Raw genomic sequence first — 26,450 nt, forward strand, 5'->3', positions numbered from 1 at the left:
GGAAGACATAAAGTAAAATGGATTATGGAGGATGAGACTATGAGCAAAACAATCTTTATTACAGGAGCAGGAAGCGGGTTGGCGAAAGGAACAGCATTCGGGCTTGCAGAGCAAGGGCATAAAGTGATTGCGCCAGTGGAAACAGCTCCTCAAGTAACGGCTTTAAAGGAAGAAGCCCAAGCAAAAGGACTTGATTTGGATATATTTAAAATGGATATCAAAAATCCGCAGGACTTGGCGCAAATGCTTGAATATGATTTTGATATTTTTGTAGCCAATGCTGCTATAAATGAAGGCGGTGCCCTAGCAGAAGTGCCGATGGCGAACTTCAGGGAATTATTTGAGGTCAATGTTTTCAGTACTTTAGAAACAGCTCAAATTGCTGCGCGGAAATTTGTGGATAAAGGAAAGGGCAAGATTATTTTCATGTCTTCTATGGCAGGGATTATGTCGACTCCTTATGTCGGTCCTTATACTGCAACTAAGCATGCGATCGAAGCCATTGCCACAACGATGCAAAAAGAGTTGGAAAGCCACGGAGTTCAAGTGGCAACCATTAATCCAGGAGCTTTTGCGACAGGTTTTAACGATCGCAGTGCAGAGGCTAAATGGAAGTGGTTCGATGAAGAAATTCATTTTACGCGGAAAGAAGATATGGAAGAAGCTGATCGTGCATTAGAGAGTCAATATGATCCCGCTGAAATGATTGCGAAGATGATTGAAGTTATACCTCTTGATCACCATAAATTCCGTACAGCTTTTCCTGAAGAAACAGAAAAGCAAATGAAAGAAGAAGAGGCGAAACGATGGAAAATGGAGATTTGAAGGAGGGGCGAAGATGGAGCGCCAAGCAGAGTTGGTTGCCATGCTGGAAAAAGGAGAAGCGGATCTTCATGCTGCTTGCCAATTATTTGATTCGTTGGAAACGGTTGATCTGGAATCGCTTCTTGGAACTTGGAGAGGAAAAGAATTCCTTACTGGCCATCCGTTAGACGGTGTCTTAAAGAAACTAAATTGGTATGGGAAAGCATTCCATGATACAGAAAATGTGGATCCGTTGCTGTTTGAAGTGAAAAAAGGAAAAGTGATCGCAGTCGACCCAGTTCCTTTTATGGGAAAACAGAAGTTAACAAAAGCGGTTGGCGGTGAAGCCCGTATGCGGATGGTGGAGTATCGCGGGAAAATGAGTGCGGCGATGATCTATGACCATTTGCCGATCCTTGACCACTTTCGGAAAGTGGCAGAAGGGAAACTGCTTGGCATGATGGACCTGAAGGGAGACCAGCAGCCCTTTTTCTTCCTGCTTGAAAAAGTGCAAGATGAAAAACTGTCCTGAGAGCGTATGCTTGAGGACAGTTTTTTTATTTGTCTCGATCTCCATAGTTTTTCTCGGTATTTCGTCAAAGAAAAAGGCGCAAAAATGTGGTAAGCTAACTCATACGATACGAGTATTAGGAGTGTTCTATTTTGTTGGAAAGCGCGAAAAAATTATTGAAGTCCCATTTTGGCTATGAATCCTTCCGGATCGGCCAGGAACAAGCCATTACCCAGGTATTTGAAGGGCATAATTCAATTTGCGTCATGCCGACCGGCGGAGGCAAGTCCATGTGCTATCAAATTCCGGCACTGGTCATGGAAGGGACCACCATTGTCGTGTCGCCTCTGATCTCATTGATGAAAGACCAAGTAGATGCACTTTTGGCAGCTGGGATTCCAGCTGCTTATATAAATAGCTCCCTCGATTTTGATGAAGTGCGGGAAACGCTTATCGATGTGCAACGCGGTGCCATTAAGCTGCTTTATATTGCGCCAGAGCGTCTAGACTCAGAAATGTTCCTGAATGAACTTCAGGGAGTCCATGTTCCGCTGATTGCTGTTGACGAAGCACATTGTATTTCGCAATGGGGCCACGATTTCCGTCCAAGTTACCGTTTGATCAGCCGGATGACGGAGCTGTTCCCGAACAATCCGACTGTATTGGCGTTGACTGCTACTGCAACGCCCCAAGTGCGTGAAGACATTTGCCGGATTTTGAATATCGAAGAAGAACACACCATTATGACTGGTTTTGAACGGGCAAATCTAACATTTTCCGTCATTCGCGGCCAGGACCGGGAACGTTTTGTAAAAGAATACGTGGAAAAAAACGAAAAAGAAGCGGGGATTATCTACGCCGCCACTCGAAAGACAGTGGACTCGGTATACGAAATGCTCATAAAAAAAGGCATTAAGGCTGCAAAATACCATGCCGGCATGCCTGACAATGAAAGAAAGATCGGCCAAGAACGGTTTCTTAATGATGAAGTGACTGTCATGGTGGCGACAAACGCCTTCGGCATGGGAATCGATAAATCCAATATCCGATTTGTTATCCATTATCAATTGCCTAAGAACATGGAAAGCTATTATCAGGAAGCAGGCCGTGCAGGCCGTGATGGGCTGCCGAGTGAGTGTATCGTATTGTATGCTTCCCAGGATGTCCAAACACAGCGTTTCTTAATTGATCAGGCCCAGGATCCAAGCCGAATTCCGGGGGAATTGGTGAAGTTGCAAGGGATGGTTGATTATTGCCATACTGAAAATTGCCTGCAGCAGTTTATCATTCATTATTTCGGTGACACGGCGGCTGAACCATGCGGCCATTGTGGAAGCTGCTTGGATGACCGTGAAAGCATGGATGTTACGAAAGATGTCCAAATGGTTTTGTCCTGCGTCATTCGGATGGGGCAGAAATTCGGCAAGGCTATGACAGCGCAGGTATTGACCGGTTCCCGCAATAAAAAAGTGCTGGATTTTGGTTTCGATAAATTGTCGACCTATGGAATTCTTAAGCACCAAAATGCCAAAGAAGTATCGAATTTAATTGAATTCATGATTTCGCAGGAGCTGTTGGCGGTTGAACAAGGTTCGTTTCCGACCATCTATGTTCCTGATGGTGGCAGAGATGTATTGCTTGGCAAACGCCAAGTTTTGAGAAAAGGCGCGGTTGTCACCAAGAAAATTTCCTCTAATGATCCGTTATTTGAAGAACTCAGAGTGGTTCGGAAAAAGCTGGCTGATGAAGCGGGAGTGCCGCCTTTTGTTATTTTCTCCGATAAAGCATTACAGGATATGGTGGCGAGACGCCCTAAAAATGAAGTGGAATTTTTGGAGGTCAACGGTGTAGGTGCCAACAAACTTGAAAAGTATGGACAAGCCTTTTTACAAGCGATTCATTCTTTTGATGCCATAAATAACTGAATAAATATAAGTTGGAAAACCCCGTATAAAACGGGGTTTTTTTATTTGGTGAATTAATTAGACTGTATATTTATACATTATATTCCGGAGTAAACGTTTGTTTTTCCTGCAATAAAAATGGAAGCGTTTGCAATGTGGATATAAGATTTCGGCTTTTATTTTTGATATTTTTTTACTTGGGGGAATTGTATATATATTCAGACTTATGATATACTATCAAAACATTATGACACATGAGTGTAATGAAGGAGGCGGTTTGATGAGCAAGAAAGAGTATCCAATCCCACAGGGACTATATCATCCAGATCAGGAACACGAGGCGTGTGGAATCGGGATGATCGCCAATATTAACGGAGAAAAATCACATGCAATCGTTCAAAATGCGATCAACATATTGTGCAACCTGGAGCACCGAGGCGGCCAATCATCTGACACGAGCACAGGAGATGGTGCAGGGATTCTGACGCAAATTCCCCATCGTTTTTTCCTGAAGCAATGTGAAAAAGAAGGCATTACTTTGCCTGAAGAAGGAAAGTACGGCATTGGTATGCTCTTTATGCCAAAAGATTATGATTTGCGTATGAAAACCAAAGAATTGATCCACCAAATTATCCAAGAAGAAGGCCAAGTCTGTCTTGGATGGCGTCCGGTTCCGGTCAACGATTCGTTTGTCGGTAAAGTCGCTTCAAAAACCAAGCCTGTGATTCGCCAGGTATTTATCGGTGCTGCACATGGATTGGAAAACCGTATTGACCTTGAGCGCCGTTTATATGTCATCCGCAAACGGATTGAACAGGAAATGGTCGGCAAAGAAGAATTTAAAGATGTGTATTTCAGCAGCCTTTCAGCAGGTACGATTGTTTACAAAGGCATGCTTATCCCGGAACAACTCGATTCGTTTTATATAGACCTCAACCATCCCGAATTCAAATCAGCATTGGCTCTCGTCCACTCTCGCTTTAGTACGAACACCTTCCCAAGCTGGCAACGTTCACACCCTAACCGCTACTCAATCCACAACGGTGAATTCAATACCCTTAGAGGAAATGTCAATTGGATGCGTGCTCGTCAGATGCTTTGCACATCTCCCGCTTTCAATGAAGAGGACCTTCAAAAAGTACTGCCTGTCATAGACGAAACCGGCAGTGATTCTTCAATGTTCGATAATTGCTTTGAATTCCTGCATTTGTCTGGAAGATCGCTTGCCCATACAGCCATGATGATGGTGCCGGAACCTTGGGTCAATGATCCAACCATCAAACAGGAAAAAAGAGATTTCTATGAATACCATAGTACGCTTATGGAACCGTGGGACGGACCGGCTGCATTGGTCTTTACAGATGGCAAACAGATTGCGGCTTGCCTTGACCGAAACGGCCTGCGGCCTGCACGTTATTATGTGACGAAGAGCGGTATGATCGTCATGGGCTCAGAAGTAGGCGCACTTGATATATTTGCAGATGACATCATTTATAAAGACCGTCTTCGCCCAGGGAAAATGCTGCTGGTGGATTTAGAAGAGGGCAAAATTATTCCCGATGAAGAAATCAAGCTGCAGATTGCAGGAGAGTTGCCATACAAAGATTTCATCGAGAAAAATATGTTTGATTTGGAAGATTTGCCGGAGCCGGTCAAACCTACAAACTCTGACGATGCGCAACCTTTGATTAAACGCCAGCTCGCTTTCGGCTATACAATGGAAGAAGTTCAAAAAATTATCAAGCCGCTAGCAACAGATGGGAAAGATCCTGTTGGTTCGATGGGATATGATTCGCCTTTAGCAGTCTTGTCTAAAAAACCTCAGCTTCTCTACAATTATTTCAAGCAATTGTTCGCTCAAGTTACGAATCCGCCAATTGACGCGATTCGTGAACATATTATTACAGCAGCCCGTACAACCATTGGTGCAGAAGCGAATCTGGTTCAACCGACTCCTGAAAGTGCCCGCCATATCCGCCTGGAAACGCCGATTTTGACAGATATGGAACTTGAAAAATTGCGTCAGCAACATGTTCCTGATTTCAAGACCGCAACCATCTCTATACTGTTTCCGAAAAATGATGGGGAGCAAGCAATGGAACAGAGGTTGGAAGCTGTTTTTGCGGAAGCCGATCAGGCGATACGAGAAGGGGCGAAATTGCTCATTTTATCCGATCGGGGAGTGAATGAGGAGTTTGCAGCGATTCCTGCGCTATTGGCTGTTTCAGGTTTGCATCATCATTTGATCCGTGAAGGCACCCGAATCCAAATGAGTATTTTACTGGAATCTGCAGAACCGCGAGAGGTCCATCATTTTGCGGCGTTGCTCGGTTACGGAGCAGAAGGGATAAATCCATATTTGGCTTTCGATACAATCAAAAATTTGATTGAAATAGAAGATATTCCGAATATGAATTTCGAAGAAGCGGAACAGACTTATGTTAAAGCTGTTACAGACGGCATTATTAAAGTTCTATCCAAAATGGGAATTTCAACGATTCAAAGTTACCGTGGTGCGCAGATTTTTGAAGCTGTCGGTATTCATATGGATGTAATCGATAAATACTTTACACGAACTTCTTCACGATTAGGCGGAATTGGTCTGGATATCATTGCTAAAGAAGTTCTTATGAGACATGCGGCAGCTTATCCGGTTGCTCAAGGAGACGACCAGGCCCTGGAATCCGGCGATGAATTCCAATACCGTGAAAATGGAGAAAACCATCAGTACAATCCAAAGACAATCCACACACTCCAGCATGCATGCCGGACTAATAACTACGATGTCTTCAAGAAGTATACGAACTTGTTGACGGATGAAAAGGCCAATCTTCAATCGCTGCGCGGCTTGATGTCCTTTAAGAAACGGACGCCTGTGCCGATCGAAGAAGTGGAAACAATAGAAGAAATCTGTGCGCGCTTCAAAACAGGCGCCATGTCGTACGGTTCCATCAGCAAAGAAGCACACGAAGCATTAGCGGTGGCAATGAACCGCATCGGCGGAAAGAGCAATTCCGGAGAAGGTGGAGAAGAAGTTTCCCGTTTTATTCCGGACGAAAATGGCGACAATCGCCGCAGCTCCATTAAACAAGTGGCATCCGGCCGCTTTGGCGTAACGAGCCATTACCTAGTGAATGCCGATGAAATCCAAATCAAAGTGGCCCAGGGAGCGAAACCGGGAGAAGGCGGACACTTGCCTGGCAAGAAAGTTTATCCTTGGATTGCTGAAGTGCGCGGCTCTACGACCGGTGTTGAATTGATTTCACCGCCGCCGCATCATGACATCTACTCAATCGAAGATTTAGCTGAATTGATTTTCAACTTGAAGAATGCAAATCCAGATGCGCGAATCAGCGTTAAATTGGTATCCGCTGTTGGTGTCGGTACGATTGCTGCAGGTGTTGCTAAAGGCCGTGCGGACGTTGTCTTGATCAGCGGCTATGATGGCGGTACAGGAGCGGCTCCTAAAACAAGCCTGAAACATACAGGGCTTCCATGGGAAATCGGCTTGGCTGAAACGCATCAAACCTTGCTGTTGAACGGTCTGCGTGATCGGATTGTCGTAGAAACAGACGGCAAAATGATGACCGGCCGCGATGTAGTGACAGCGGCTCTGCTTGGCGCTGAAGAATTCGGATTTTCCACTGCACCGCTTGTTGTACTTGGCTGTGTCATGATGCGCGTCTGCCATTTGGATACGTGCCCTGTCGGCATTGCAACTCAAAATCCCGAACTGCGTGAAAAATACGGCGGCGATCCGGAGCATGTAGCGAATTTTATGCGCTTTATCGCAAGAGAAACACGTGAACTGATGGCTGAACTGGGCTTCCGTACCATCAATGAAATGATTGGACGGACAGACGTTCTTGAAGCCAATCAAGCTGTCGATCACTGGAAAGCCGGCGGCATTGATTTGAGCGCCTTATTGTATCAGCCGGACCTGCCTGAAAAAGTAGGCCGTTATGCGACGGTTAAACAAAACCATGAATTGGAACAGACATTGGATTACCAGGAACTGTTGCCGCGTTGCCGTAAGGCGATTGAAAATGGCGAGCGGGTTGAAGTGGCAACGGCAATCCGTAACATTCACCGTGCGACAGGAACGATTGTTGGGAGTGCCATTTCAAAACGTTACGGTGCAGAAGGCTTGCCTGAGGACACTGTTAATTTGAATTTCCAAGGATCGGCCGGACAAAGTTTCGGTGCATTCATTCCAAAAGGAATGTCGATGAACCTGATCGGCGATGCCAATGACTTTGTCGGAAAGGGATTATCGGGTGGTAAGATTACGGTTTATCCGGCACTCGATTCAACTTTCCTTCCTGAGAAAAACATCATTATCGGAAATGTATCATTCTATGGCGCCTCTGCTGGCGAAGCATATATCTATGGAGTGGCTGGCGAACGCTTTGCTGTCAGAAACAGTGGAGCGAAAATCGTTGTCGAAGGTGTAGGCGACCATGGTTGTGAATATATGACGGGAGGACGGGTAGCGATTCTTGGGAAGACCGGCAAAAACTTTGCAGCTGGTATGTCAGGAGGCGTAGCTTATGTTCTCGATGAAGAAGGTACGTTCAGTGAGCGCTGTAATGCCGAAATGGTCCATTTGCAGCCGCTTGCCGACCCTGCAGAAATCGAAGAATTACGCGAAATGATTCAAAAGCACGTTCATTACACAAGCAGTGCAAACGGCACGCGCTTGTTGGCTCACTGGGATATTTATTCCGCAAAATTCGTCCGGGTTATTCCTAAAGCTTACCTTCAGATCAATGAACGAATCAATAAATTACAGAGCAGCGGCATGGCCAAGTCCGAAGCGGAAATGGCCGCTTTCGAAGAAAGCAAAATGGCCGGTGCCGGGAAATAAGAAAAGCGGAAGCAGCCGTTCATGTTCAAAAGTGCTGTGATTACAACATGAGAAATCGTGAGTAGGAGGGGAAACAATGGGGAAACCAACAGGATTTATGGAATATGGCAGACAAACAGTCAAAGAGCGCCAACCGGCTGAACGGACAAAGGACTGGAATGATTACACAATTCCTTTGTCGAATGAAGAAGTGGCAAAACAAGGCGCGCGTTGTATGGACTGTGGAGTGCCGACATGCCATACCGGAATGGAATTGGATAATGTAACGACCGGTTGCCCTGTAAACCATCTCATCCCAGAATGGAATGATCTTGTTTATCGTGGCCAGTGGAAAGAAGCCTTGCACCGTGAACACTTGAAAAACAACTTCCCTGAGTTTACAGGAACGGCTTGTCCGGCACCTTGTGAAGGAGCTTGTGTACTCGGCATCAATGAACCGCCAGTAGCGATTCGTACAGTAGAACGGTCGATCATTGAGCGTGGATTTGCGGAGGGTTGGGTTGTGCCTGAGCCACCCAAAACACGTACCGGCAAAAAAGTAGCCGTAATCGGCTCGGGGCCGGCCGGACTTGCCGCTGCAGCCCAGTTGAACAAAGCCGGGCATATGGTGACGGTATTTGAAAAAAGCGATCGTGTAGGCGGCTTGCTGACGTACGGAATTCCAGAAATGAAGTTGTCCTATGATATGGTAACCAGACGTGTGAATATTCTTGAGCAGGAAGGAATTACTTTCATCACAAACGTAGAAGTCGGAAAAAATTACCCTTCTGCGAAACTGAAAGATGATTTCGATGCAGTAGTCATGTGTACGGGTTCAACAGTTCATCGTGATATTGATGTGGAAGGCCGGGAGTTGGAGGGTGTCCATTTCGCTATGGATTTCCTTCACGCCAGTACAAAAAGCCTTCTGGATTCAAATTTTGAAGACGGCAATTATATTTCGGCCGAAGGCAAAAATGTCATTGTCATCGGTGGTGGAGATACAGGAACGGATTGCTTAGCGACATCAGTTCGCCATGGTTGTGAAAGCCTTGTTCAATTTGACGTTTATGACAAAAAAGGTGCAATCCGCGACGAAAAAGGCAATCCATGGCCACAATATCCGAAAGTGCACCGCGTGGAATATGGCCATAAAGAAGCAGCGGCCACTTTTGGTGAAGATCCAAGAGCTTACGCAGTTATGACCAAGAAGTTTGTCGGTAATGAAAACGGCCAAGTCAAAGAAGTCCATACGGTCAATGTGAAATTGAAGATAGACGAAAACGGCAATCGGATCCGCGAGGAAATTCCAGGCACCGAAAAAGTATGGAAAGCAGATTTAGTGCTGATCGCCATTGGCTTCAGTGGACCAGAACAAGACTTGATCCAGCAGCTGGAGTTAGAAACAGAAGTGAATTCAAGAGTAAAAGCGGAATATGGAAAATACACTACAAACGTAGAAGGTGTTTTTGCAGCGGGGGATGTCCGCCGTGGCCAAAGCCTGATTGTTTGGGCCATCAATGAGGGTCGTGAAGCAGCGCGTGAATGCGATCGTTACCTTATGGGGACTACTGTATTGCCGTAATAAAGAAGGTTAATAATATGGTTTAAGGAAAGCTGCAGTTAAACTCATCTTCGAGTTCAACTGCAGCTTTTTCTGTGGAAAGGATGGACGCGAACGAAGAGAAATTTTAAGGGGAGGGTCGTCGATGAATGGCCGTCGCTATTTTCGTTTAAAGTAGAAAAATGAGGTATAATTTATGGACCATAGCAGCCTTGTAACAGCTATTTGATAATCCTTCATTACAGTAATACTTTATCACTGTAACCTATAAGTCTTTTATCTAAATAATACAATATTTGATTGTGCAAAAGACCTATGAAGGATATACTATATTAGGTCAGGGATGGTATTTTAAGTTAATTTAAAGTGAAAAGATAGTTAATTTTTGCTTCTAAAGTATTTAAATCTCACTACCTGCTTACAAATTGGAAATAGGAGGAATACGGATGTTTAAAAAGAGTTTAATCGCTGTATTATTTTCATTCATTATGGCAATAGTATTAGGTACTAGTGCGTTTGCAGTGAATAATGGTGAAGTTCTCAAAGCCGACGTTACAACAGAAATGACTCCGGAAATTGCTTCGGCATTGCTGGAAGTAGAATTGACAAATGCAAAAATTCACACTGAAATTGATAAAGCAGTAGCTAAATCTGAAAAGATGCATACTAAATTTCTTGAACAGCAAGCAAAACAAACTGATCCAGCTAAACAAGCTAAGTTGAAAGCAGACTACGATAAGAAGTACGAAAAACTCATTGCTGATTTAAAAACAAAGGCTGAAAAAATGACGCTTAAAGGAATTGAAAAGGCTGAGAAAGCCGGGTTGGTCGTTGAGATAGAATTCGTAGAAGTTTCATTTCCTAAGGGGCCAGAATCGATTGATCCTATTCTAGTAGTTGGTTGGTAATTATCTTGTTCATACAACAATACATGAAGTAATATTAGAGTATAGAGAGTTTTCTATACTCTCGTATTTTTCTGCAGAGGATGTGTGTCTGTGAAAGGCTTGGACATATTAACAGACGGTTATCTTGAAAAAGTGAATAATGGTGCAACGACACTGAGTCTTTTGGGACGTGGAAACGGAATTGAATTAATGAAACAGACAGTTTTATCAGATAGTATATTTATTCTTTTTCCCAGCCAAGATGAGGATTCGCAAGAGTTTTTTTATATACTGTCTGGTGAAATTGAAGCTGATATAAACGGTGAAGTTAAAAGGTTGGGGCCAGATACCTTTCTCTCTGCTAAGAACTTAGAAGGTACAGTGCAATTTAAAACTCTGACTGATTTAACTTTTCTGTCAGTTTCTACTGTTCCTGTATTCCATTATTTAAGCAATATAGTAAGTAAGTTAAAGAGTATTGGAGAAGCTGTCGAGAAAAAAGATCGTTATACATTTAATCACAGCTCTCGTGTCGCTAACTATGCGGTTAAGACTGCTTCTAAAATGAAATTGAGAAAAGAACAGATGGAAAATTTATTGTTAGCTTCCATCCTTCACGACATCGGCAAAATCAACATTCCTGAAGAAGTATTGAAAAAGCCAAGCAAATTGACGGACGAAGAATTCGAGTTGGTGAAAAAGCATCCAGGCGATGGCGCTGCCATGATCCGGGACACTCCTTATGCAGACATCGCAGATATCGTCGAACAGCATCACGAGCGCGTGAACGGAAGAGGCTATCCTTTTGGCTTGAAAGGCGATGAGATTTTAGTGGAAGCTAAAATTATCGGCGTGTGCGATACGTTCGATGCGATGACCGAAGACAGAGCTTACCGAACCGCATTTTCTCCAGAATACGCGATGGCCGAAATCAACAATCTGGTTGGGGTTCAATATGATGAAACAGTCGTCAAGGCTTTCGAACAAGTTTTGAAAGAAGAAGGAAAGCTAAGTTCATAGATGCTGGAACCAGACACCCAGACTTTTCGAGGTGTCTTTTATTTTGCCTAAAATGTTTAAAAATCAGTGATTTAGTCAATACTTTATACACAGTGATTATACAAAAACGAAGAGGAGAGATTCAAATGGCCAGAAATTCATCAGGTGGTATGTTTGGAAAACTTGTATTGATCGGCCTTGGTGCTGTAATCGGTGCAGCAATGACTCAGCAGAAAACGCAAACAGGCGAAACCTCTCAAACCAGCAAAGCAGATATGAAAGCGAACATTAAAAAAGGGCTTGATCGCTTAAATGAGCAATCAGGCGGTATGGTGGACAAAGTGAAGCCGACAGTCAATAAAGCGGTGGAAAAAGTGAAAACGGCAATTGATGCACAGCAGGATATGATGAACAAAGAAAAAGATGCTTTGGATAAAGCGAATAAAACATTACAGGATGATGTTGGCGGCAATGTCGACAAATCGAGCAGTTCATCAACTGATCAGTCAAAGACGAGCTCTACCGGCAATGTTTCCCCTAACACCAATAAGCCGACAGGCGGCGTTTATGGAGGAAGCACGGAGTATACAGAATCCTTGAAAAAAGATGTTGATGATTCGTCGAGTACGGACAGTTCTACATTCGGCAGCACTGGATCTACCGGCAATACTTCTTCTGAAGCCAATAAACCATATGGCGGAAGCACGGAGTATGCGGATTCTTTGAAAAAAGACTTATCGAACCAGTCGAAGAAAAAAGACGATTCTTCTTCAAATGATTCCACATTCGGGAAGTAAATTAGGTATAATGGAACAAAGTTAGCTATGCGCGTTTCCAGAAGCGGCATAGCTTTTTCTTCATTTATTTTTGTCTGAATATTCTACGTATTAGGGGGTTGTTTATTTGTTTAAGATGTATTCTACAGGGGCGTTTTTTGATGAAATGTTTACACCGAATGGAAAGCCGAAGTCTCATTATCAAAAGTTTTTCGATGTACTTCAGAAGTTTTCGAAAGATGAGCTGCGTGAAAAACATGAAACAGCTCAACTGTCTTTTCTGAGGCAAGGCATCACTTTCACTGTTTATAACAACAATGTCGGAACGGAAAGAACCATGCCTTTTGACTTTGTGCCCATCATCATTCCATCTGAAGAGTGGGAAGTGGTGGAAAAAGGAATGGTCCAGCGCGCGGAAGCGCTCAATCAGTTTTTGGAGGATGTCTATCACGATAAGCGCATCCTGAAGGATGGGATTGTTCCCAGACATTTAGTTGAAGCGAATCCATATTATTACGACGAACAGGTAAAAGACATCGACATTCCGCTGAAAAATCATATTTTTCTAGCCGGTATTGATTTGATCCGTGATGAAAACGGGAAATATCATGTGCTTGAAGATAATTTGCGTAATCCATCAGGGTTGTCTTATGTGTATCAAAACCGGTACGTCATGCGTCAGGTTTACCCCGAGTTTTTCGCCAGCCAATCGGTTCATACCCTCGAGCATCAGCTTTCCCATCTCCATCAGGCGATATTGGACCATGCGCCGGAATCCAGAAAAGACAAGGCCTTTGCTGTTCTGCTGACTCCTGGGATGTACAATTCCGCATATTATGATCATGTCTTTCTAGCGCAGCAGATGGGCATCGATTTGGTGGAGGGCCGAGACCTGATCGTTAAAAAGAACATTGTCTACATGAAGTCAATCCGGGGGTTGAAACGAGTCGATATCATCTACCGCCGGATAGACGACGATTACCTGGACCCCGAAGCGTTTCTCGCTGAATCTGCGTTAGGGGTTCCTGGTTTGCTGCTGGCTTATAGAAAAGGCAATGTAGCGATTTTAAATGGCATTGGAAATGGAGTGGCAGATGACAAAGCCATCTATGCCTATGTGCCGGAGATGATCCGGTATTACTTGAATGAAGAACCGATCATCGATAATGTCAAAACCTATCTATTGGATAAACCGGAAGAGCGGGAGTGGGTGCTCGATCACTTGCATGAATTGGTGGTGAAAAATGTCGGTGCTTCGGGTGGCTACGATATGTTGGTCGGACCGCATGCATCAGAAGAATTGATTGAAAAGTTCCGTGAGAAAATCATTGAAGCCCCTCATCAGTATATTGCCCAGCCGACCATTAAACTGTCCAGGGCCCCTGCGTATCAAGGAGAAGATTTTTATCCTTGCCATGTCGACTTAAGGGTTTTTGTCGTTCGGGGAGTAGATACGCATGTTATGCCAGGCGGGCTTTCACGTGTTGCCTTAAAAGAAGGGTCCCTGGTTGTGAATTCTTCGCAGGGTGGCGGCGGGAAAGACACATGGGTGTTTAAGAAAAGAGAAGAAGAGGGGGACGCCTAATGCTTAGCCGCGTGGCAAATTCTTTGTATTGGATGTCGAGAAACGTAGAGAGGGCAGAGAACAACGCCCGTATTTTGGATGTACAATTGCTTCAGATGATTGAAGCGGCAGACGAAGAGTTGATTCGGGATAGCGATTGGAAGTTGATTTACGAAATATGCGCTTCGACAGCAACGATGGAAAAGATTAAGTCTCTGCCAAGCTATCAGGAAGACCAGCTTGTCCACTACTTGGCTATGGAAGAAGCTAATTTTAATTCAGTAGCGAGTTGTGTGAGAGTCGTCCGTGAAAACGCCAGAATCAGCAGGGACCACATTCCGGATGATTATTGGGAAGCCTGGAATGGCTGTTACTTGATTTTGCAGGAAATGGATCAGCAAAGCTGCACTGTCAAAGAAATGCGTGAATTTCTTCAACATGTCAAGCTAACCTCGCTGACCACACAAGGAATCGTGGAATCCTCCATGTCGAGGGGAGTCGCTTACCAGATTATCAAAATCGCCAAATGGCTGGAACGCGCAGAAAAGACAGCCCGAATTTTAAACGTCGTTTGTGAACGTACGAGAGAGCGGGTTTTGGAAGCGCAATCCGAGGATTATTATTATTGGCTGGCTGCGTTACGGATGACCAATGGCTACAATGCTTACTTAAAAGTGAATCCCCCGCAGATGAACCCGAAGAAAGTATTGACTTTCCTGATTGCCGATACGAATTTTCCGCGTTCGATCCGCTATTGCCTTACGCATGTCCGCAGAGCAATCGATGAGTTGGAAGGCGGGAAAATTTCTCATTATTCATGGCAGCTTTATGCGAAACTGGACCAGCTCCAGGAAGAATTTGAAGCCATCAATATTGATGAACTGAACTCAGATGAAATTATGGATTTTCTGAATGATTTTCAGAATGGCTGCAATGAAGTTGGCCAGATTTTTTCAAAAACCTATTATTTAAGCGATTCCGAGACCAAACCGATGGAGTCCAGCCAATCACAGAGCATGGGCGCGAAAGGAATAACATCTATGAAATATAAAGTTGAGCATACTAATATCTTTCAATACGAAACAATTGTAGACCAAAGCATGAACTCGATCCGGCTAAAGCCGAGAACGGATGAATGCCAACGCTTATTGTCCTACCGGGCGGAGATTACACCGGCTTCCCTCACCAAAGAGCATATCGATATTTGGGGCAACCATGTAGAAACTTTTTTTATCGCTGAGCATCACCAGCATTTAGAAGTGAAGACGACATCCATCGTCAGCATCCAAAAAAGTCCCTTTATTCATCGGATTGATTATTCGCCAGAAATGAGTGCCATTTTTCATTCGCAATTATTCGGAGAACATTACCTGGCCTTTTTGAGTAATACAGCGTATACGTATTTATCAATGGAGCAAATGAGCCAAATCGACCGTGAGCTGGGCATTATGAAAAATCCAGTGCAATATGCGATCGACGTGATGGAGTATATTCACCAGCATTTCACTTATGACGGTGAATCAACGACGGTCAATACAAAAGCGGAAGAATCTTTTGAATTAAGAAAAGGGGTTTGCCAGGACATCACGCATGTCATGCTCGGCATTCTTCGCAGCAAGTACATACCGGCCCGTTATGTCAGCGGCTATTTGTATGTGGGGGAAAATTCGGCACTTGTCGGGGATGCTGCGAGCCATGCATGGGTGGAAGTGATGGTCCCTGGCATTGGTTGGGTAGGTTTGGATCCAACGAATAATGTAGAAGCTCTGGAAAATCATATTCGTGTTGGCGTAGGGCGGGATTATAATGATGTCAGCCCGGTGCAAGGGGTTTATCGCGGCGGCAGCCAGTCCTTGGATGTTAAAGTTTCAGTGAGCCTGATGGATCAATAACTGGAAACCGTAGACATGGGAATTTTCTTCAGCACCATCGATTTTTAGAGCGGGATAAAACTTAATAATCGTTTAACAGCAGAATTTTCTAATCCGTGCGATAATAGGAGAACCTGAAATTTTTGAACGGAGATGGAGAGCAAACATGAATACGAAGCAATTTAAAGAATACGGCATAAGTGAACCGATCGTGAAGGCCCTTGAGGGGCTTGGATATACCGAACCGACAGAAGTACAAAGAAAAGTCCTTCCTGTCGCATTTTCAAAAACTGATATAACGGTGAAGTCTCAAACAGGAAGCGGGAAGACAGCTGCATTCGGAATTCCGATCTGCGAATTGGTCGATTGGGAAGAAAACAAACCCCAGGCCTTAATTTTGACACCGACACGGGAATTGGCGGATCAAGTGAAAGAGGATATAACGAACATCGGCCGATTCAAACGCATCAAAGCAGCGGCGGTTTATGGCAAACAGCCTTTTGCTTACCAACAGGCTGAACTCAAGCAGAAATGCCATGTGGTTGTTGGGACGCCGGGTCGTGTGCTGGATCATATTGAACGTGGTACGTTGAACTTGGAACGCATCGAGTACCTGGTTCTTGATGAAGCGGACGAAATGTTGAATATGGGCTTTGTGGAACAAGTGGAAGCAATCATCAACAAATTGCCGAAACAGCGCATGACTATGCTGTTTTCAGCAACATTGCCTGAAAACGTAGAAAATCTGCAAAAAAAATACATGATTGATCCGAAGCATATTGAAATTGCTTCAACGGAAACTTTAACCGCTCGAATCGATCACTCCTTGTTTGTTGTAGCGGAACAAAAGAAATTTTCATTGTTGCGGGATGTGACCATTGTTGAGAATCCGGACAGCTGCATCATTTTCTGCCGGACCAAAGACAATGTCGATTTTGTCATGGAACAGTTGGAAAAACATTATTACACGTGCGATAAATTGCACGGCGGCATGATGCAGGAAGACCGTACTGCTGTTATGAACGATTTTAAACGAGGTGAATTCCGTTATTTGGTGGCGACTGATGTTGCTGCCCGTGGGATTGATATCGACAGCATTACGCACGTCATCAACTATGACTTGCCGATGGAAAAAGAAAGCTATGTACACCGTGCAGGCCGCACAGGACGTGCCGGAAAAACAGGGAAAGCAATTTCATTTGTGACACCACATGAAGACAAATTCCTGGCTGAGATAGAAGAGTACATCGGCTTTGAAATTCCGCGCAGAACGGCACCTTCACCGACTGAAGTGGACGGAGCTATGCTGGACTTCACTGAGAAACTTGAAAGCCGTCCAAAGCTGAAGAAAAACAAAAATGAGCAAGTCAATAAAGATATCCTCAAGTTGTATTTCAATGGCGGCAAGAAAAAGAAACTTCGTGCTTTTGACTTTGTGGGTACATTAACAAGCATTCCGGGAGTGACAGCTGAAGATATCGGGATTATTAAAATACAGGATTCGGTGACATACATTGATATTCTGAATGGCAAGGGTCCGATGGTCTTGAAGGCGATGAAAGATAAAACCGTTAAAGGTAAAACACTAAAAGTGCATAAAGCCAATAAATAAGCTGGGACTGCGAGCCAAAAAGGCTCGCAGTTTTTTTATTTCCAAAGAAATAAAAAAGCGATGTACCATATGGTATGGTATAAAGAGTCTTGTTTTTTTACATAATTTAGGTTTAAAATAAGGACATCATAATTCATATGTCACAAAATGAAGCGGTATTGTAATGAAACATGCCCTTTATTGTTACATGCCTGTAATATTCCCGTGCTATTTTAATTGTACTTAGAAAAAGCAAAGGGGATAGCAGATTGAAAAAACTATTGGCAGTCTTAAGTTTTGCACTGATTTTATTCCTAGCAACTTCGATTCAAAGTTCAGCGGCATCAAATGTATATACAGTAAAAAGCGGGGACACATTATATAAAATTTCAAAATCTCAAAAAGTATCAGTCAGCAATTTGAAAATCTGGAACAATTTAAAGTCCAATACGATTCATCCAAAACAGCAACTTAAATTGAAAAAACCGGCTGCTAAAACAGTTTCGAAAAAAACGACTCCTTCACGTTCAACAAGCGGAACAGTCGCAAAGGAATTCACAGTGAGCGCCACTGCATATACAGCTTCGTGTAAAGGATGTTCAGGCATTACACGCACAGGGATTAACTTGAAAAAGAATCCAGGGCTGAAAGTCATTGCAGTGGATCCAAAAGTTATACCTCTAGGGACGAAAGTTCACGTGGAAGGCTATGGATATGCTGTTGCAGGTGATACCGGCGGTGCTATCAAAGGGAAAAAAATCGATGTCTTCATTCCGACCCAAAGCAAAGCGCTTAAGTGGGGACGCAAAAATGTTAAATTAAAAGTATTGAAATAAGTGAAATCCGGCTCATGAAAATGAGCCGGATTTTTTTGCGTTCAGCAATTGACTACTGGGGAATTGCGGGTAAGTAACTTCACAGAAAGATTTAAAAAAATTGGAAATAGGGTAAATTCAAATGAATAGTCTTTTTTAAGGTTAGGCGGTATAATATTTGTATAATTAATGTAGAATATATAAGGCAATTTGAAATGGAGGCATCTTTATGTCAGAGAGAATGATTGTGATAGGGGCAGGGCCTGGTGGATTAGCTGCAGCTATGTTGTTGGCCAGCAAAGGATACCAAGTGGATGTCTACGAAAAACAGCCATGGGTAGGAGGGCGAAATGCAGAACTGCGTCTTGGCGATTTTACTTTTGACACAGGCCCTACCTTTTTGAGCATGCTGCATTTAGTGGAAGAGTTGTTTGAAGCAACAGGCAGAAACTTAAAAGACTATATGGATGCCGTTGAATTGGATCCCATGTACGAATTGATTTTTGAAGATCAAAATTTGGTTATGACCCGAAATAACCAAGAAATGAAAAAACAAATCAATGAAAACTTCAAAGGCGATGGCGAAGGATACGAGCGGTTCATGAAAGATACCGGCAAGAAATTGGAAGCTCTGTCTCCCATTCTGCAAACCAAGATGGATAGTTATTTCAGAATGGTCCAGCCGAAAGTATTGAAGGCTTTGCCTGAACTCGAAGTGAATAAAACATTATACGATGTATTGTCCCGGTATTTTAAAGATGAACGGCTGAAAATGGCCTTTGCTTTCCAATCCAAATACCTCGGTATGTCGCCATGGGAATGCCCTGGGGCTTTTTCCATTCTTTCCTACATGGAACATGCGTATGGCATTTATCACCCGATCGGCGGGGTAAATCAATTGTCGCAGGCTATGGCAAAAGTAGTGGAAGAACTGGGCGGCCGAATCCACACCAGCACAGGAGTCAAAAAGTTGTGGATTGAAAATCGTGAAGTGAAAGGCGTAGACCTTGAAAATGGACAACGCAAGGAAGCGGATGAAGTAATTATTAACGGTGACTTCGCTCATGCCATGAACCATTTGGTCGAACCAGGGATTTTGAAAAAGTACACTCCTGAAAAATTGGCGAAGAAGAAATATTCCTGTTCCACGTTTATGCTTTATTTAGGGCTTGATAAAAAATACGATCTTTCCCACCATACGATTGTCTTTTCAAAAGATTACAAGAAAAATGTGGAAGAAATGACAAAAACGCAAATTCTTTCTGCAGATCCATCCATTTATGTCCAAAATGCCAGCGTTACCGACCCTACGTTAGCGCCTGAAGGGAAATCAGCCTTGTACATTCTAGCCCCGGTGCCGAATAACTTCAGTGACATCGGCTGGGAAAACGAGCAACATGCTTTCCGTGAACTGGTGTTGGATATTATTGAGGAAAAGACAGAGTTCAAGAATTTGCGCGACCATATCGAAGTCGAAAAAATGTTGACGCCGATGGGCTGGCAGGAAGATTACTCAGTCTATCAAGGAGCGACGTTCAATCTGGGCCATCAATTATCTCAAATGATGGTCTTCCGTCCCCACAATAAATTTGAAGAACTGAAAAACTGCTGGTTGGTTGGTGGAGGCACGCATCCAGGAAGCGGCTTGCCAACCATTTTGGAATCGGCACGCATCACAGCCAATGGCATTCTTGAACAGCATGGCAAAAAAGGGATCCCGGTGTTGCCGCTTCCTGCATTGGAGGGCTTTGCATGAAGATTGCAATGATTGGCGGAGGCGTCGGCGGGATGATGGGCGCTTTGTATTTAACGAATATGGGCTTTGATGTCACGATTTTTGAAAAAGAGGAAAAGCTTGGAGGCCGTTTAACGTTTGTTGAGCGAGATGGCTTTAAAGTAGATCAGGGGCCCACCATTGTATTATTGCCTGAGATGTTTCAGGATCTGCTTCAGCAAGCAGGGATTCCTGCTGAAGATATCGAATTATTATTATGTGATCCGCTTTATTCAATTCGCTTTTCGGATGGCACTGTTTATACTAAGTATCCTGATATCAATCGCCAGTTGGAAGAAATTGAAAATGTTTTTCCGGCTGAAAAAGAAGGATTTCTTCGGTATATTTCAGAAGGCCGCAAGCGGTTTGAGATCGGCAAATCTTCATTCTTAGAGCATTCATTCGTCAATAAAGCCGATTTCTTTACCGCTGGAAACGTCAAGAAATTGTTGAAGCTCAAACCTCAGCAGTCTGTCAAAAAACTGACATCCAATTATTTTCGGGACGAACGGCTGCAGTTGGCTTATTCGCTGCAATCTTTGTATATCGGTGGAGACCCGTTCCGTGCACCGGCCATGTACTCGCTTGTCCCTTTCAGTGAACACGAACATGGGGTATATTATTTGAAAGGCGGTTATGGAAGCCTGATTCCAACGTTGGAAAAAGCACTTCGGTCACGTAATAATCTGACCATCAAAACAAATACGGCAGTTCAACAAATTGTTACAGAAGAAGGTAAAGCTAAAGGGATTGAAACGGCAGAAGGCTATGAAGCGTTTGATGGCATTGTCTATAATGGCGATTTTCCAGGTATTGAAAAAGTATTGCCTGAGCAGAAAAAGAAAAGTTATACCGCCTCTTCAGGATGTGTATTGCTGTATTTTGGCTTGAACAAAGTGTACGAAGAAGGAAATGTCCATCAGTTTTTCATCGGTGACAGTTACGAAGACCATATGGATGATGTGTTTGTGAAAAAACGGAAAACTGAAAATCCGGCAATTTATACTTTTCATCCATCAAAGATAGATGATTCATTGGCTCCTGAAGGAAAGGGTGTCCTTTATGTATTGGTTCCGGTTCCTTCAGGAACGGATATCGATTGGGCAAATGATTCAGCCTGGATCGAAAAAATCATCGATCGTATGGAAGATTTAGCTTTTCCTAATTTCCGGGAAGCGGTAGAATGGATGGAAGTCCGGACACCTACAGAGGCAGAAGCATTCGGTCTGTTCAAAGGAGGAAGTTTCGGAATTGGCCCTACATTGTTCCAATCCGGTGTTTTCCGTCCTCAAGTCAAGCCGTTCAAAACCGATCGCTTGTATGCAGTAGGTGCATCTGTCCATCCTGGCGGAGGCATTCCAATCGTCATGCAAGGGGCAAAGCTACTGGCAGAGCAAATCCAAGGCGATTTTGCAAAGGAAAGGGGCAGTGTATGATGAATTTAAAAGATGCTTATGCTTCCTGTGAACAAGTCATTGCTATGCATTCTAAAAGTTTCTATAAAGCATTCTCCTTGCTCCCTAAGGAAAAACGAAAAGCTGTTTGGGCTGTTTACACATTTTGCCGGACTGTAGACGATATTGTGGATGAAGGATTGAATTCAGAAGAAGAACTTGAACAATTCAAAGTGGATTTCGAAGAATTTTTAACAGGAGCCTACGACAATGATAATCCAATGTGGGTAGCACTGGGACATGTCTTTGAAAATTACGAGATGGACGTGGATGCGTTTTTCGGGTTGATTAGAGGGCAAGAAATGGATTTGACCATCCATCGCTATCGGACAATGGAAGAGTTGCTGAACTACAGCTATCATGTGGCCAGTACAGTTGGCCTCATGCTGTTGCCGATATTGGCTCCCGGTAAAACAGGTATCCTGAAAGAAGGCGCTATTTCACTTGGCTATGCCATGCAGATCACAAATATTCTGCGTGATATCGGCGAAGATCTGGAATTAGGCCGCATCTATTTGCCTGAAGAGATTATGGGCAAGTATGAATTGTGTGAAGATGAGCTCCGTTCCGGAATTGTCAGTCCTCAATTCATTGCGGTTTGGGAAGAATTGGCGGAAAAAGCCGAATTCCATTACAAAAAAGCATTTGAAACGATTCAGGATTATCCTTTGTCTTCAAGAGTCCCTGTTAAAGGAGCCGCACTTGTCTACCGTGAAATTCTTTTCACAATCCGTTCGAAGCAATACAATGTCTTCCGCGAAAAACATTATGTGCCCGAAGAGTCGAAACAAGCCATATTGGCTTGTTTGTAAAGAAAAAAGCAGAAGTGCCCGTCGGACCTGGGCGCTGGAGCTGGACAATAGAGAAAAGCGTCATCGCCTATTGTCTTCTCTAAATACAAAAAGACAGCTTCATCATTTCGATGAAGCTGTCTTTTTGTATTTAGCGATTATCTTATTTGCTACATTCAAACCGCTCAAGACTACCATTGGCGAACCGCCGCCGGGGTGGCTGCTGCCGCCGACGAAATAAAGATTTTGAATATCGCGGCTGGCATTGGGCGGACGAAGAAAGGCATCTTTCGGGCGGTTGGAAGAAGGGCCATATAAAGCTCCCCGGAAAGCGCCGAACTTATCCCGAATAAAAGCTGGAGTGAAGATTTTCTCTTCAGCGATATAACTGCGTACATCGATTCCGTAACTTAGAAGAAAGTCATAAATGCGTTCTTTATATGTTTCTGGATCAATCTGCAGCTGTCCTTCTTTAGTCAGTGCAGGTGCATTGACCAGAATAAACAGGTTGTCGCCATCAGGTGATACGCTTGGATCTGTATAGGAAGAGTTGCTGATATAGACGGTGGGCTCATCGCTGTATGCGGAAGCATCGAATAAATCGCTGAATTCCTTCTGGTAGTCTGAAGAGAAAAAGACGTTATGATGCTTCAGGGCATCAAGACGTTCTGTTAATCCGACCGTAATGACAAAGGCCGAAATAGATGGTTCAAAGGCTGCCACTTTGGCATCAGACAACGATGGCCGATGTTTTTCTTCGACCAAAGCGGGAAAGGCCGACAGCAAATCGCCGTTTAAAATGACCAGGTCAGCGTCGACCCGTGTACCATCTTTAAGCTCGATGCCTTTTGCCTGACCGTCATCAGTAAGTATTCTTGTCACTTCTTTTCCGGTTTGCAGAACAGCACCGGAATTTCTGGCAACAGCTGAGAAAGCTTGGGCAATACCTGTATTTCCTCCTTTTTTGTAATAGACGCCTTCCACCAATTCCAGGTAAGCGATCATGGAAAAAGTGGCAGGTGCCCGGTAAGGGGAAGAGCCGATGTATGTGGCGTACCGGTCAAATGCCTGGACCAGCAAAGGGTTCTTGAAATACCGCTTGAAAAAATGGTGCATCGATTCTGCGGGACGCACCTGCAGCAGAGCAAAGCCGAGAGAAGGAGACAAATAATCGCGCCAGGATTGAAAGGTTACTGGGAAAAAATAACGTTCAGAGAAATTATAAAGGCGGCTGATTTCCTTGATGAATGCGGGGTATTTATTGGCAGCATGGGTATCGAAAACGTGAAGCTGCTGAATCATTTTTTTCTGGTCGACGGTGAAATCGAATGAACTGCCATTCGGAAAATGATTTCGGGTATGAACTTCCAAAGGCATAAAGTCCAAATAATCCTGTGGGTTTTCACCGGTTTGGGCAATGACTTTTTCAAAGACAGCCGGCATCGTAATCGTGTTCGGACCGAAATCAAAAGTATAGCTCCCAAGTTCCACAGGCATCAGTTTGCCGCCGAGATGATCATTCTTTTCAAAAAGCTCTACTTCAAACCCTGCGTGGGCAAGCGTGACCGCGGAGGCAAGTCCGCCTAACCCGCCACCGACTATGACAATTTTTTTCATGAATAATGCCTTCCTTTCCATGAATAAGGCTGTTTTTTAAAGGATTTCCGCATCGATTCAACCAAAACTCCGAGCATCGCTGCTGCCTGGAGAGGAATCAGGAACGACAAGTACCAGCGTTGGTTGGTCACCATATCCACATACCAGCGTTGTATTACTGTCAGCACGTAAGGGATCATCCATGAGTATAAACCATTAAATACTCCGTAAAGGGCCAAAAAAGGAGGAAGGATGTAAAAGGTTGAATAAAAAAGGATGAGCACACCTGCAAGAAAAGGTGACCGTCCGATGCCGGCGTAACTGTTCTTCAAAAACCCTTCCCATACTTCAGTGTTGGTGTCGTACATCCGGCATTTTACTGACATGGTGATATTCGCCAATACGACCTTATAGCCATGTGCTTTTATTTCCCGGGCAATATGGACATCCTCGACCAGTGAGTTATAGACGGCCGCGTGGCCGCCGATTTTTTGATAGCTGTTTCTTTCAAACATCATCCACATGCCATTGGCGGCTGTCGCGGCTTTAAATTTCGTATAGTTGGCCAAAGCGATCGGCAAATGAAATAAAATAACAAAATGGAGCATCGGCACGAGCAGTTTGCTGAGAAAAGGAGCCACATCAAAAGCGGGGAAACCAGTCAATAAGTGTGCTTTTTTTCGCTCCATTAATGCCAAGGACTGTTCAATCGCTTTCGGCCGGAAGCGGACGTCAGCATCGACAAACAATAAATAATCGCCGGAAGCGGCTTGCTGAAGCTGATGGCAGGCATGGACTTTACCGACCCATCCTTCGGGAAGTTCTTTGCCCTGCAGGATTGTGAACCGGGAATCCCCTTCGATTGTGCGCTCCAGCTCTTTTTGTGTGCCATCTGTCGATTGGTCATTTAAAAGGATAAATTCCATCTGGTCATAGGATGAATTCTTTAAGGATTTTATCAGGACTTCGACATTTCGCTCTTCATTCCGCATCGGCACGAGAACGGATACCAGGGGTCTTCCAGAAAGCTCCGGTTGCTTCGGCAATGCCGGAAGAAACAGGCGATTGATGATGATCCAGCCTAAAAATGCCAGATGAATTGCGATATAAAGGGCCATAATTATTTCCCCCTTTTTCCGAGCGATTGAAACGCTTCACTGTTTTCGCTGATTACGGTACTCTTCAATGAATCTAGCTGTTCCGTACAAAGCTCTTGCAGGTAGAGGGTCTTTTCTTTACGGTTCAGATGTTCCAGTGTTTTTGTCGCTACCTGTGGATGTTGCTGAATCCACAGTTCAGGTTTTTGCTGATGGCCAAATGAATAATAGAAACTAAGAGGCACCACAGGCACTTCCGGACAATGTTCCATCAAGTAAGCCACTCCCGTCTGGAAATCGAGAGGGCGCGTTTCAAGGTGGAATTCATCCCCTTGGGGAAACAGAACCACGGACTTTCCTTGTTTCAATAAAGCTTCAGCGTACTGAAGTGAAGTCAGAATTTCTTTTGGTTTTTTTCGGTTGATGGAAAATGCGCCAAGGTAACGAAAATAGGAATGTTTTTTCAGTCCCTCTTCATGCATCATCATGTGTATATCGTGCCGCCAGACCGTGCGGTTCAAATAGAAAAACACAAGGCCGTCCCACCAAGAGCTGTGGTTTGCGATAAACAGCACCGGTTTCTCTGGAATGATTTTTACTCCCTGGCCAAGTATTCGAGAAAAAGAAGAACGGATGAGCGGCGTTAAGTATAGATTAAAGCCGAATTCGAATAAACTGGATTTTTTCGCATCGATCATACAGGTTGCCTCTTCCAGGCCAGAGCGACAATCAAGACAGTTAAAGCAGTCGTCAATAGCACAGCCAGCCATAATCCGCCGATTGCTCCCAGCATGATAAACATAGCGATCATCAATACGTATAAAAGAAGCATCCGCTTTTCTGGAAGGTTTGAAGTAATCGTCAACGATTTTTTCTTCATCGTTAGGTCAATCACCAAATGCAGGACAAATGCCACAACGAACCAACCGAAAAAATTAGTCCAGGGAATATTATAGTAAAGTCCGGTATCCTCCCAAATCCAATACTGTTTTACTTGATAGGCGACCGGATCGATGATCAGATCAATGATCACTGCACCTATCCCCCCCACGATAGCGTAAAGTAAGCCACCGCCTGGAACAATCCAACGTGCCACCACATGGGTGGTGGCCATGACCATAAGCCAAGCGAAACCGATGGCAATAGGAACCCCAAATACGTTTGGCGCAAAACGGTCTGTGTAGTCATACGAGCCGAACAGAAAGCCGCTGTCTGCTCCTGCCCACTCGACAATGAATGTTGAGAAGAAGATAAGGACACCGATTGACGCCCCGGGAATTGCACCGAAACGTTTCAGGAAGTATAGAAAGCCGAGCGTTCCGGCGAGTATGAGGAAGAATGCGTTTGCCCACTCCAGCCAGGAAGGCAGAAGGTCAAAGCCGACTAGGATAATTCCGCAAACATACCAAAAGATGAAAAGTTTGAATATCCGATTTTCCCACACAAAAAACAGCCCCTTAGATAATTTTCTTATACAAAGATTATACAGGAGTTGCGTCGAAATATGAAAACATGAGACGCAGCTTCACAAAGATAGTCAGCTGCAGGCAACTATAAAGAAATGTAAAGTTTCGAATTTACAAAATAAGGGGATAAATTCTTATGT

Annotated in this window: 19 protein-coding genes; 15 read left to right on the forward strand and 4 right to left on the reverse strand. The window is 44.0% G+C overall.

Annotation, left to right across the window (positions count from 1 at the left end):
• Nucleotides 1-39: 39 nt before the first annotated feature.
• The 15 genes from QMA04_RS02340 to QMA04_RS02410 all read left to right on the forward strand — a co-directional run bounded on the left by QMA04_RS02340 (nt 40) and on the right by QMA04_RS02410 (nt 22,172).
• Nucleotides 40-825, forward strand: a complete 786-nt coding sequence (locus tag QMA04_RS02340; protein WP_290183848.1) for an SDR family oxidoreductase — start codon at nt 40-42, stop codon at nt 823-825.
• Between the two features lie 13 nt (nt 826-838).
• Nucleotides 839-1,336: a DUF4334 domain-containing protein gene (locus tag QMA04_RS02345; RefSeq protein WP_203340084.1), complete on the forward strand. Its 498-nt coding sequence runs from the start codon at nt 839-841 to the stop codon at nt 1,334-1,336.
• 131 nt (nt 1,337-1,467) lie between these two features.
• On the forward strand, nt 1,468-3,240 hold the full coding sequence (gene recQ / locus QMA04_RS02350; protein ID WP_290183849.1) for a DNA helicase RecQ: 1,773 nt from the start codon (nt 1,468-1,470) through the stop codon (nt 3,238-3,240).
• 259 nt (nt 3,241-3,499) lie between these two features.
• Entirely contained in the window at nt 3,500-8,086 is a 4,587-nt protein-coding gene (gene gltB, locus QMA04_RS02355; protein ID WP_290183850.1) for a glutamate synthase large subunit, read from the forward strand.
• A gap of 76 nt (nt 8,087-8,162) precedes the next feature.
• The gene (locus QMA04_RS02360) at nt 8,163-9,650 is read left to right on the forward strand and encodes a glutamate synthase subunit beta (protein WP_191714893.1); all 1,488 of its coding nucleotides are present in this window, start codon (nt 8,163-8,165) and stop codon (nt 9,648-9,650) included.
• Nucleotides 9,651-10,075: 425 nt separating this feature from the next.
• A complete protein-coding gene (locus QMA04_RS02365) occupies nt 10,076-10,537 on the forward strand; it encodes a hypothetical protein (RefSeq protein WP_290183851.1) in 462 nt (153 codons plus the stop codon).
• A 90-nt stretch (nt 10,538-10,627) separates the two neighbouring features.
• Nucleotides 10,628-11,536, forward strand: a complete 909-nt coding sequence (locus tag QMA04_RS02370; protein ID WP_191714895.1) for an HD domain-containing phosphohydrolase — start codon at nt 10,628-10,630, stop codon at nt 11,534-11,536.
• A gap of 125 nt (nt 11,537-11,661) precedes the next feature.
• On the forward strand, nt 11,662-12,312 hold the full coding sequence (locus tag QMA04_RS02375; RefSeq protein ID WP_191714896.1) for a hypothetical protein: 651 nt from the start codon (nt 11,662-11,664) through the stop codon (nt 12,310-12,312).
• Nucleotides 12,313-12,418: 106 nt separating this feature from the next.
• The gene (locus QMA04_RS02380; RefSeq protein WP_191714897.1) at nt 12,419-13,876 is read left to right on the forward strand and encodes a circularly permuted type 2 ATP-grasp protein; all 1,458 of its coding nucleotides are present in this window, start codon (nt 12,419-12,421) and stop codon (nt 13,874-13,876) included.
• Nucleotides 13,876-15,747, forward strand: coding sequence for an alpha-E domain-containing protein (locus QMA04_RS02385; RefSeq protein ID WP_290183852.1), 1,872 nt, complete (start codon nt 13,876-13,878; stop codon nt 15,745-15,747). The genes QMA04_RS02380 and QMA04_RS02385 overlap by 1 nt, the downstream gene beginning before the upstream one ends.
• Before the next feature lie 145 nt (nt 15,748-15,892).
• Entirely contained in the window at nt 15,893-17,338 is a 1,446-nt protein-coding gene (locus tag QMA04_RS02390; protein WP_191714899.1) for a DEAD/DEAH box helicase, read from the forward strand.
• 248 nt (nt 17,339-17,586) lie between these two features.
• Nucleotides 17,587-18,153 (forward strand): 3D domain-containing protein, encoded by a 567-nt coding sequence (locus tag QMA04_RS02395; RefSeq protein WP_483313708.1) that lies wholly within the window; start codon nt 17,587-17,589, stop codon nt 18,151-18,153.
• Between the two features lie 208 nt (nt 18,154-18,361).
• Nucleotides 18,362-19,888: a phytoene desaturase family protein gene (locus QMA04_RS02400; protein ID WP_191714901.1), complete on the forward strand. Its 1,527-nt coding sequence runs from the start codon at nt 18,362-18,364 to the stop codon at nt 19,886-19,888.
• The gene (locus tag QMA04_RS02405; protein ID WP_191714902.1) at nt 19,885-21,342 is read left to right on the forward strand and encodes a phytoene desaturase family protein; all 1,458 of its coding nucleotides are present in this window, start codon (nt 19,885-19,887) and stop codon (nt 21,340-21,342) included. The genes QMA04_RS02400 and QMA04_RS02405 overlap by 4 nt, the downstream gene beginning before the upstream one ends.
• The gene (locus QMA04_RS02410) at nt 21,339-22,172 is read left to right on the forward strand and encodes a phytoene/squalene synthase family protein (protein ID WP_191714903.1); all 834 of its coding nucleotides are present in this window, start codon (nt 21,339-21,341) and stop codon (nt 22,170-22,172) included. Before QMA04_RS02405 ends, QMA04_RS02410 begins: the two co-directional genes overlap by 4 nt.
• 102 nt (nt 22,173-22,274) lie before the next feature.
• Here the strand turns inward: QMA04_RS02410 and QMA04_RS02415 are convergent, their stop codons facing one another.
• Genes QMA04_RS02415 through QMA04_RS02430 form a run of 4 tightly spaced genes read right to left on the reverse strand, consistent with a single transcriptional unit; the run spans nt 22,275 to nt 26,288 of the window.
• Nucleotides 22,275-23,768, reverse strand: coding sequence for a phytoene desaturase family protein (locus QMA04_RS02415; protein WP_191714904.1), 1,494 nt, complete (start codon nt 23,766-23,768; stop codon nt 22,275-22,277).
• Nucleotides 23,765-24,865, reverse strand: a complete 1,101-nt coding sequence (locus tag QMA04_RS02420) for a glycosyltransferase family 2 protein (protein WP_191714905.1) — start codon at nt 24,863-24,865, stop codon at nt 23,765-23,767. Before QMA04_RS02420 ends, QMA04_RS02415 begins: the two co-directional genes overlap by 4 nt.
• A 2-nt stretch (nt 24,866-24,867) precedes the next feature.
• The gene (locus QMA04_RS02425; protein WP_290183853.1) at nt 24,868-25,542 is read right to left on the reverse strand and encodes a lysophospholipid acyltransferase family protein; all 675 of its coding nucleotides are present in this window, start codon (nt 25,540-25,542) and stop codon (nt 24,868-24,870) included.
• Entirely contained in the window at nt 25,539-26,288 is a 750-nt protein-coding gene (locus tag QMA04_RS02430; RefSeq protein WP_191714907.1) for a carotenoid biosynthesis protein, read from the reverse strand. Before QMA04_RS02430 ends, QMA04_RS02425 begins: the two co-directional genes overlap by 4 nt.
• Nucleotides 26,289-26,450 lie beyond the last annotated feature (162 nt).

This window comes from Planococcus sp. APC 3900 (assembly GCF_030407735.1).
Taxonomy (GTDB): domain Bacteria; phylum Bacillota; class Bacilli; order Bacillales_A; family Planococcaceae; genus Planococcus; species Planococcus notacanthi.

Coding starts and splice junctions, on each gene's coding strand:
- QMA04_RS02340 (WP_290183848.1), top strand. CDS start 40: ATGAGCAAAACAATCTTTATTACAGGAGCAGGAAGCGGGTTGGCGAAA.
- QMA04_RS02345 (WP_203340084.1), top strand. CDS start 839: ATGGAGCGCCAAGCAGAGTTGGTTGCCATGCTGGAAAAAGGAGAAGCG.
- gltB (WP_290183850.1), top strand. CDS start 3,500: ATGAGCAAGAAAGAGTATCCAATCCCACAGGGACTATATCATCCAGAT.
- QMA04_RS02360 (WP_191714893.1), top strand. CDS start 8,163: ATGGGGAAACCAACAGGATTTATGGAATATGGCAGACAAACAGTCAAA.
- QMA04_RS02365 (WP_290183851.1), top strand. CDS start 10,076: ATGTTTAAAAAGAGTTTAATCGCTGTATTATTTTCATTCATTATGGCA.
- QMA04_RS02375 (WP_191714896.1), top strand. CDS start 11,662: ATGGCCAGAAATTCATCAGGTGGTATGTTTGGAAAACTTGTATTGATC.
- QMA04_RS02385 (WP_290183852.1), top strand. CDS start 13,876: ATGCTTAGCCGCGTGGCAAATTCTTTGTATTGGATGTCGAGAAACGTA.
- QMA04_RS02390 (WP_191714899.1), top strand. CDS start 15,893: ATGAATACGAAGCAATTTAAAGAATACGGCATAAGTGAACCGATCGTG.
- QMA04_RS02400 (WP_191714901.1), top strand. CDS start 18,362: ATGTCAGAGAGAATGATTGTGATAGGGGCAGGGCCTGGTGGATTAGCT.
- QMA04_RS02405 (WP_191714902.1), top strand. CDS start 19,885: ATGAAGATTGCAATGATTGGCGGAGGCGTCGGCGGGATGATGGGCGCT.
- QMA04_RS02410 (WP_191714903.1), top strand. CDS start 21,339: ATGATGAATTTAAAAGATGCTTATGCTTCCTGTGAACAAGTCATTGCT.
- QMA04_RS02415 (WP_191714904.1), bottom strand. CDS start 23,768: ATGAAAAAAATTGTCATAGTCGGTGGCGGGTTAGGCGGACTTGCCTCC.
- QMA04_RS02420 (WP_191714905.1), bottom strand. CDS start 24,865: ATGGCCCTTTATATCGCAATTCATCTGGCATTTTTAGGCTGGATCATC.
- QMA04_RS02425 (WP_290183853.1), bottom strand. CDS start 25,542: ATGATCGATGCGAAAAAATCCAGTTTATTCGAATTCGGCTTTAATCTA.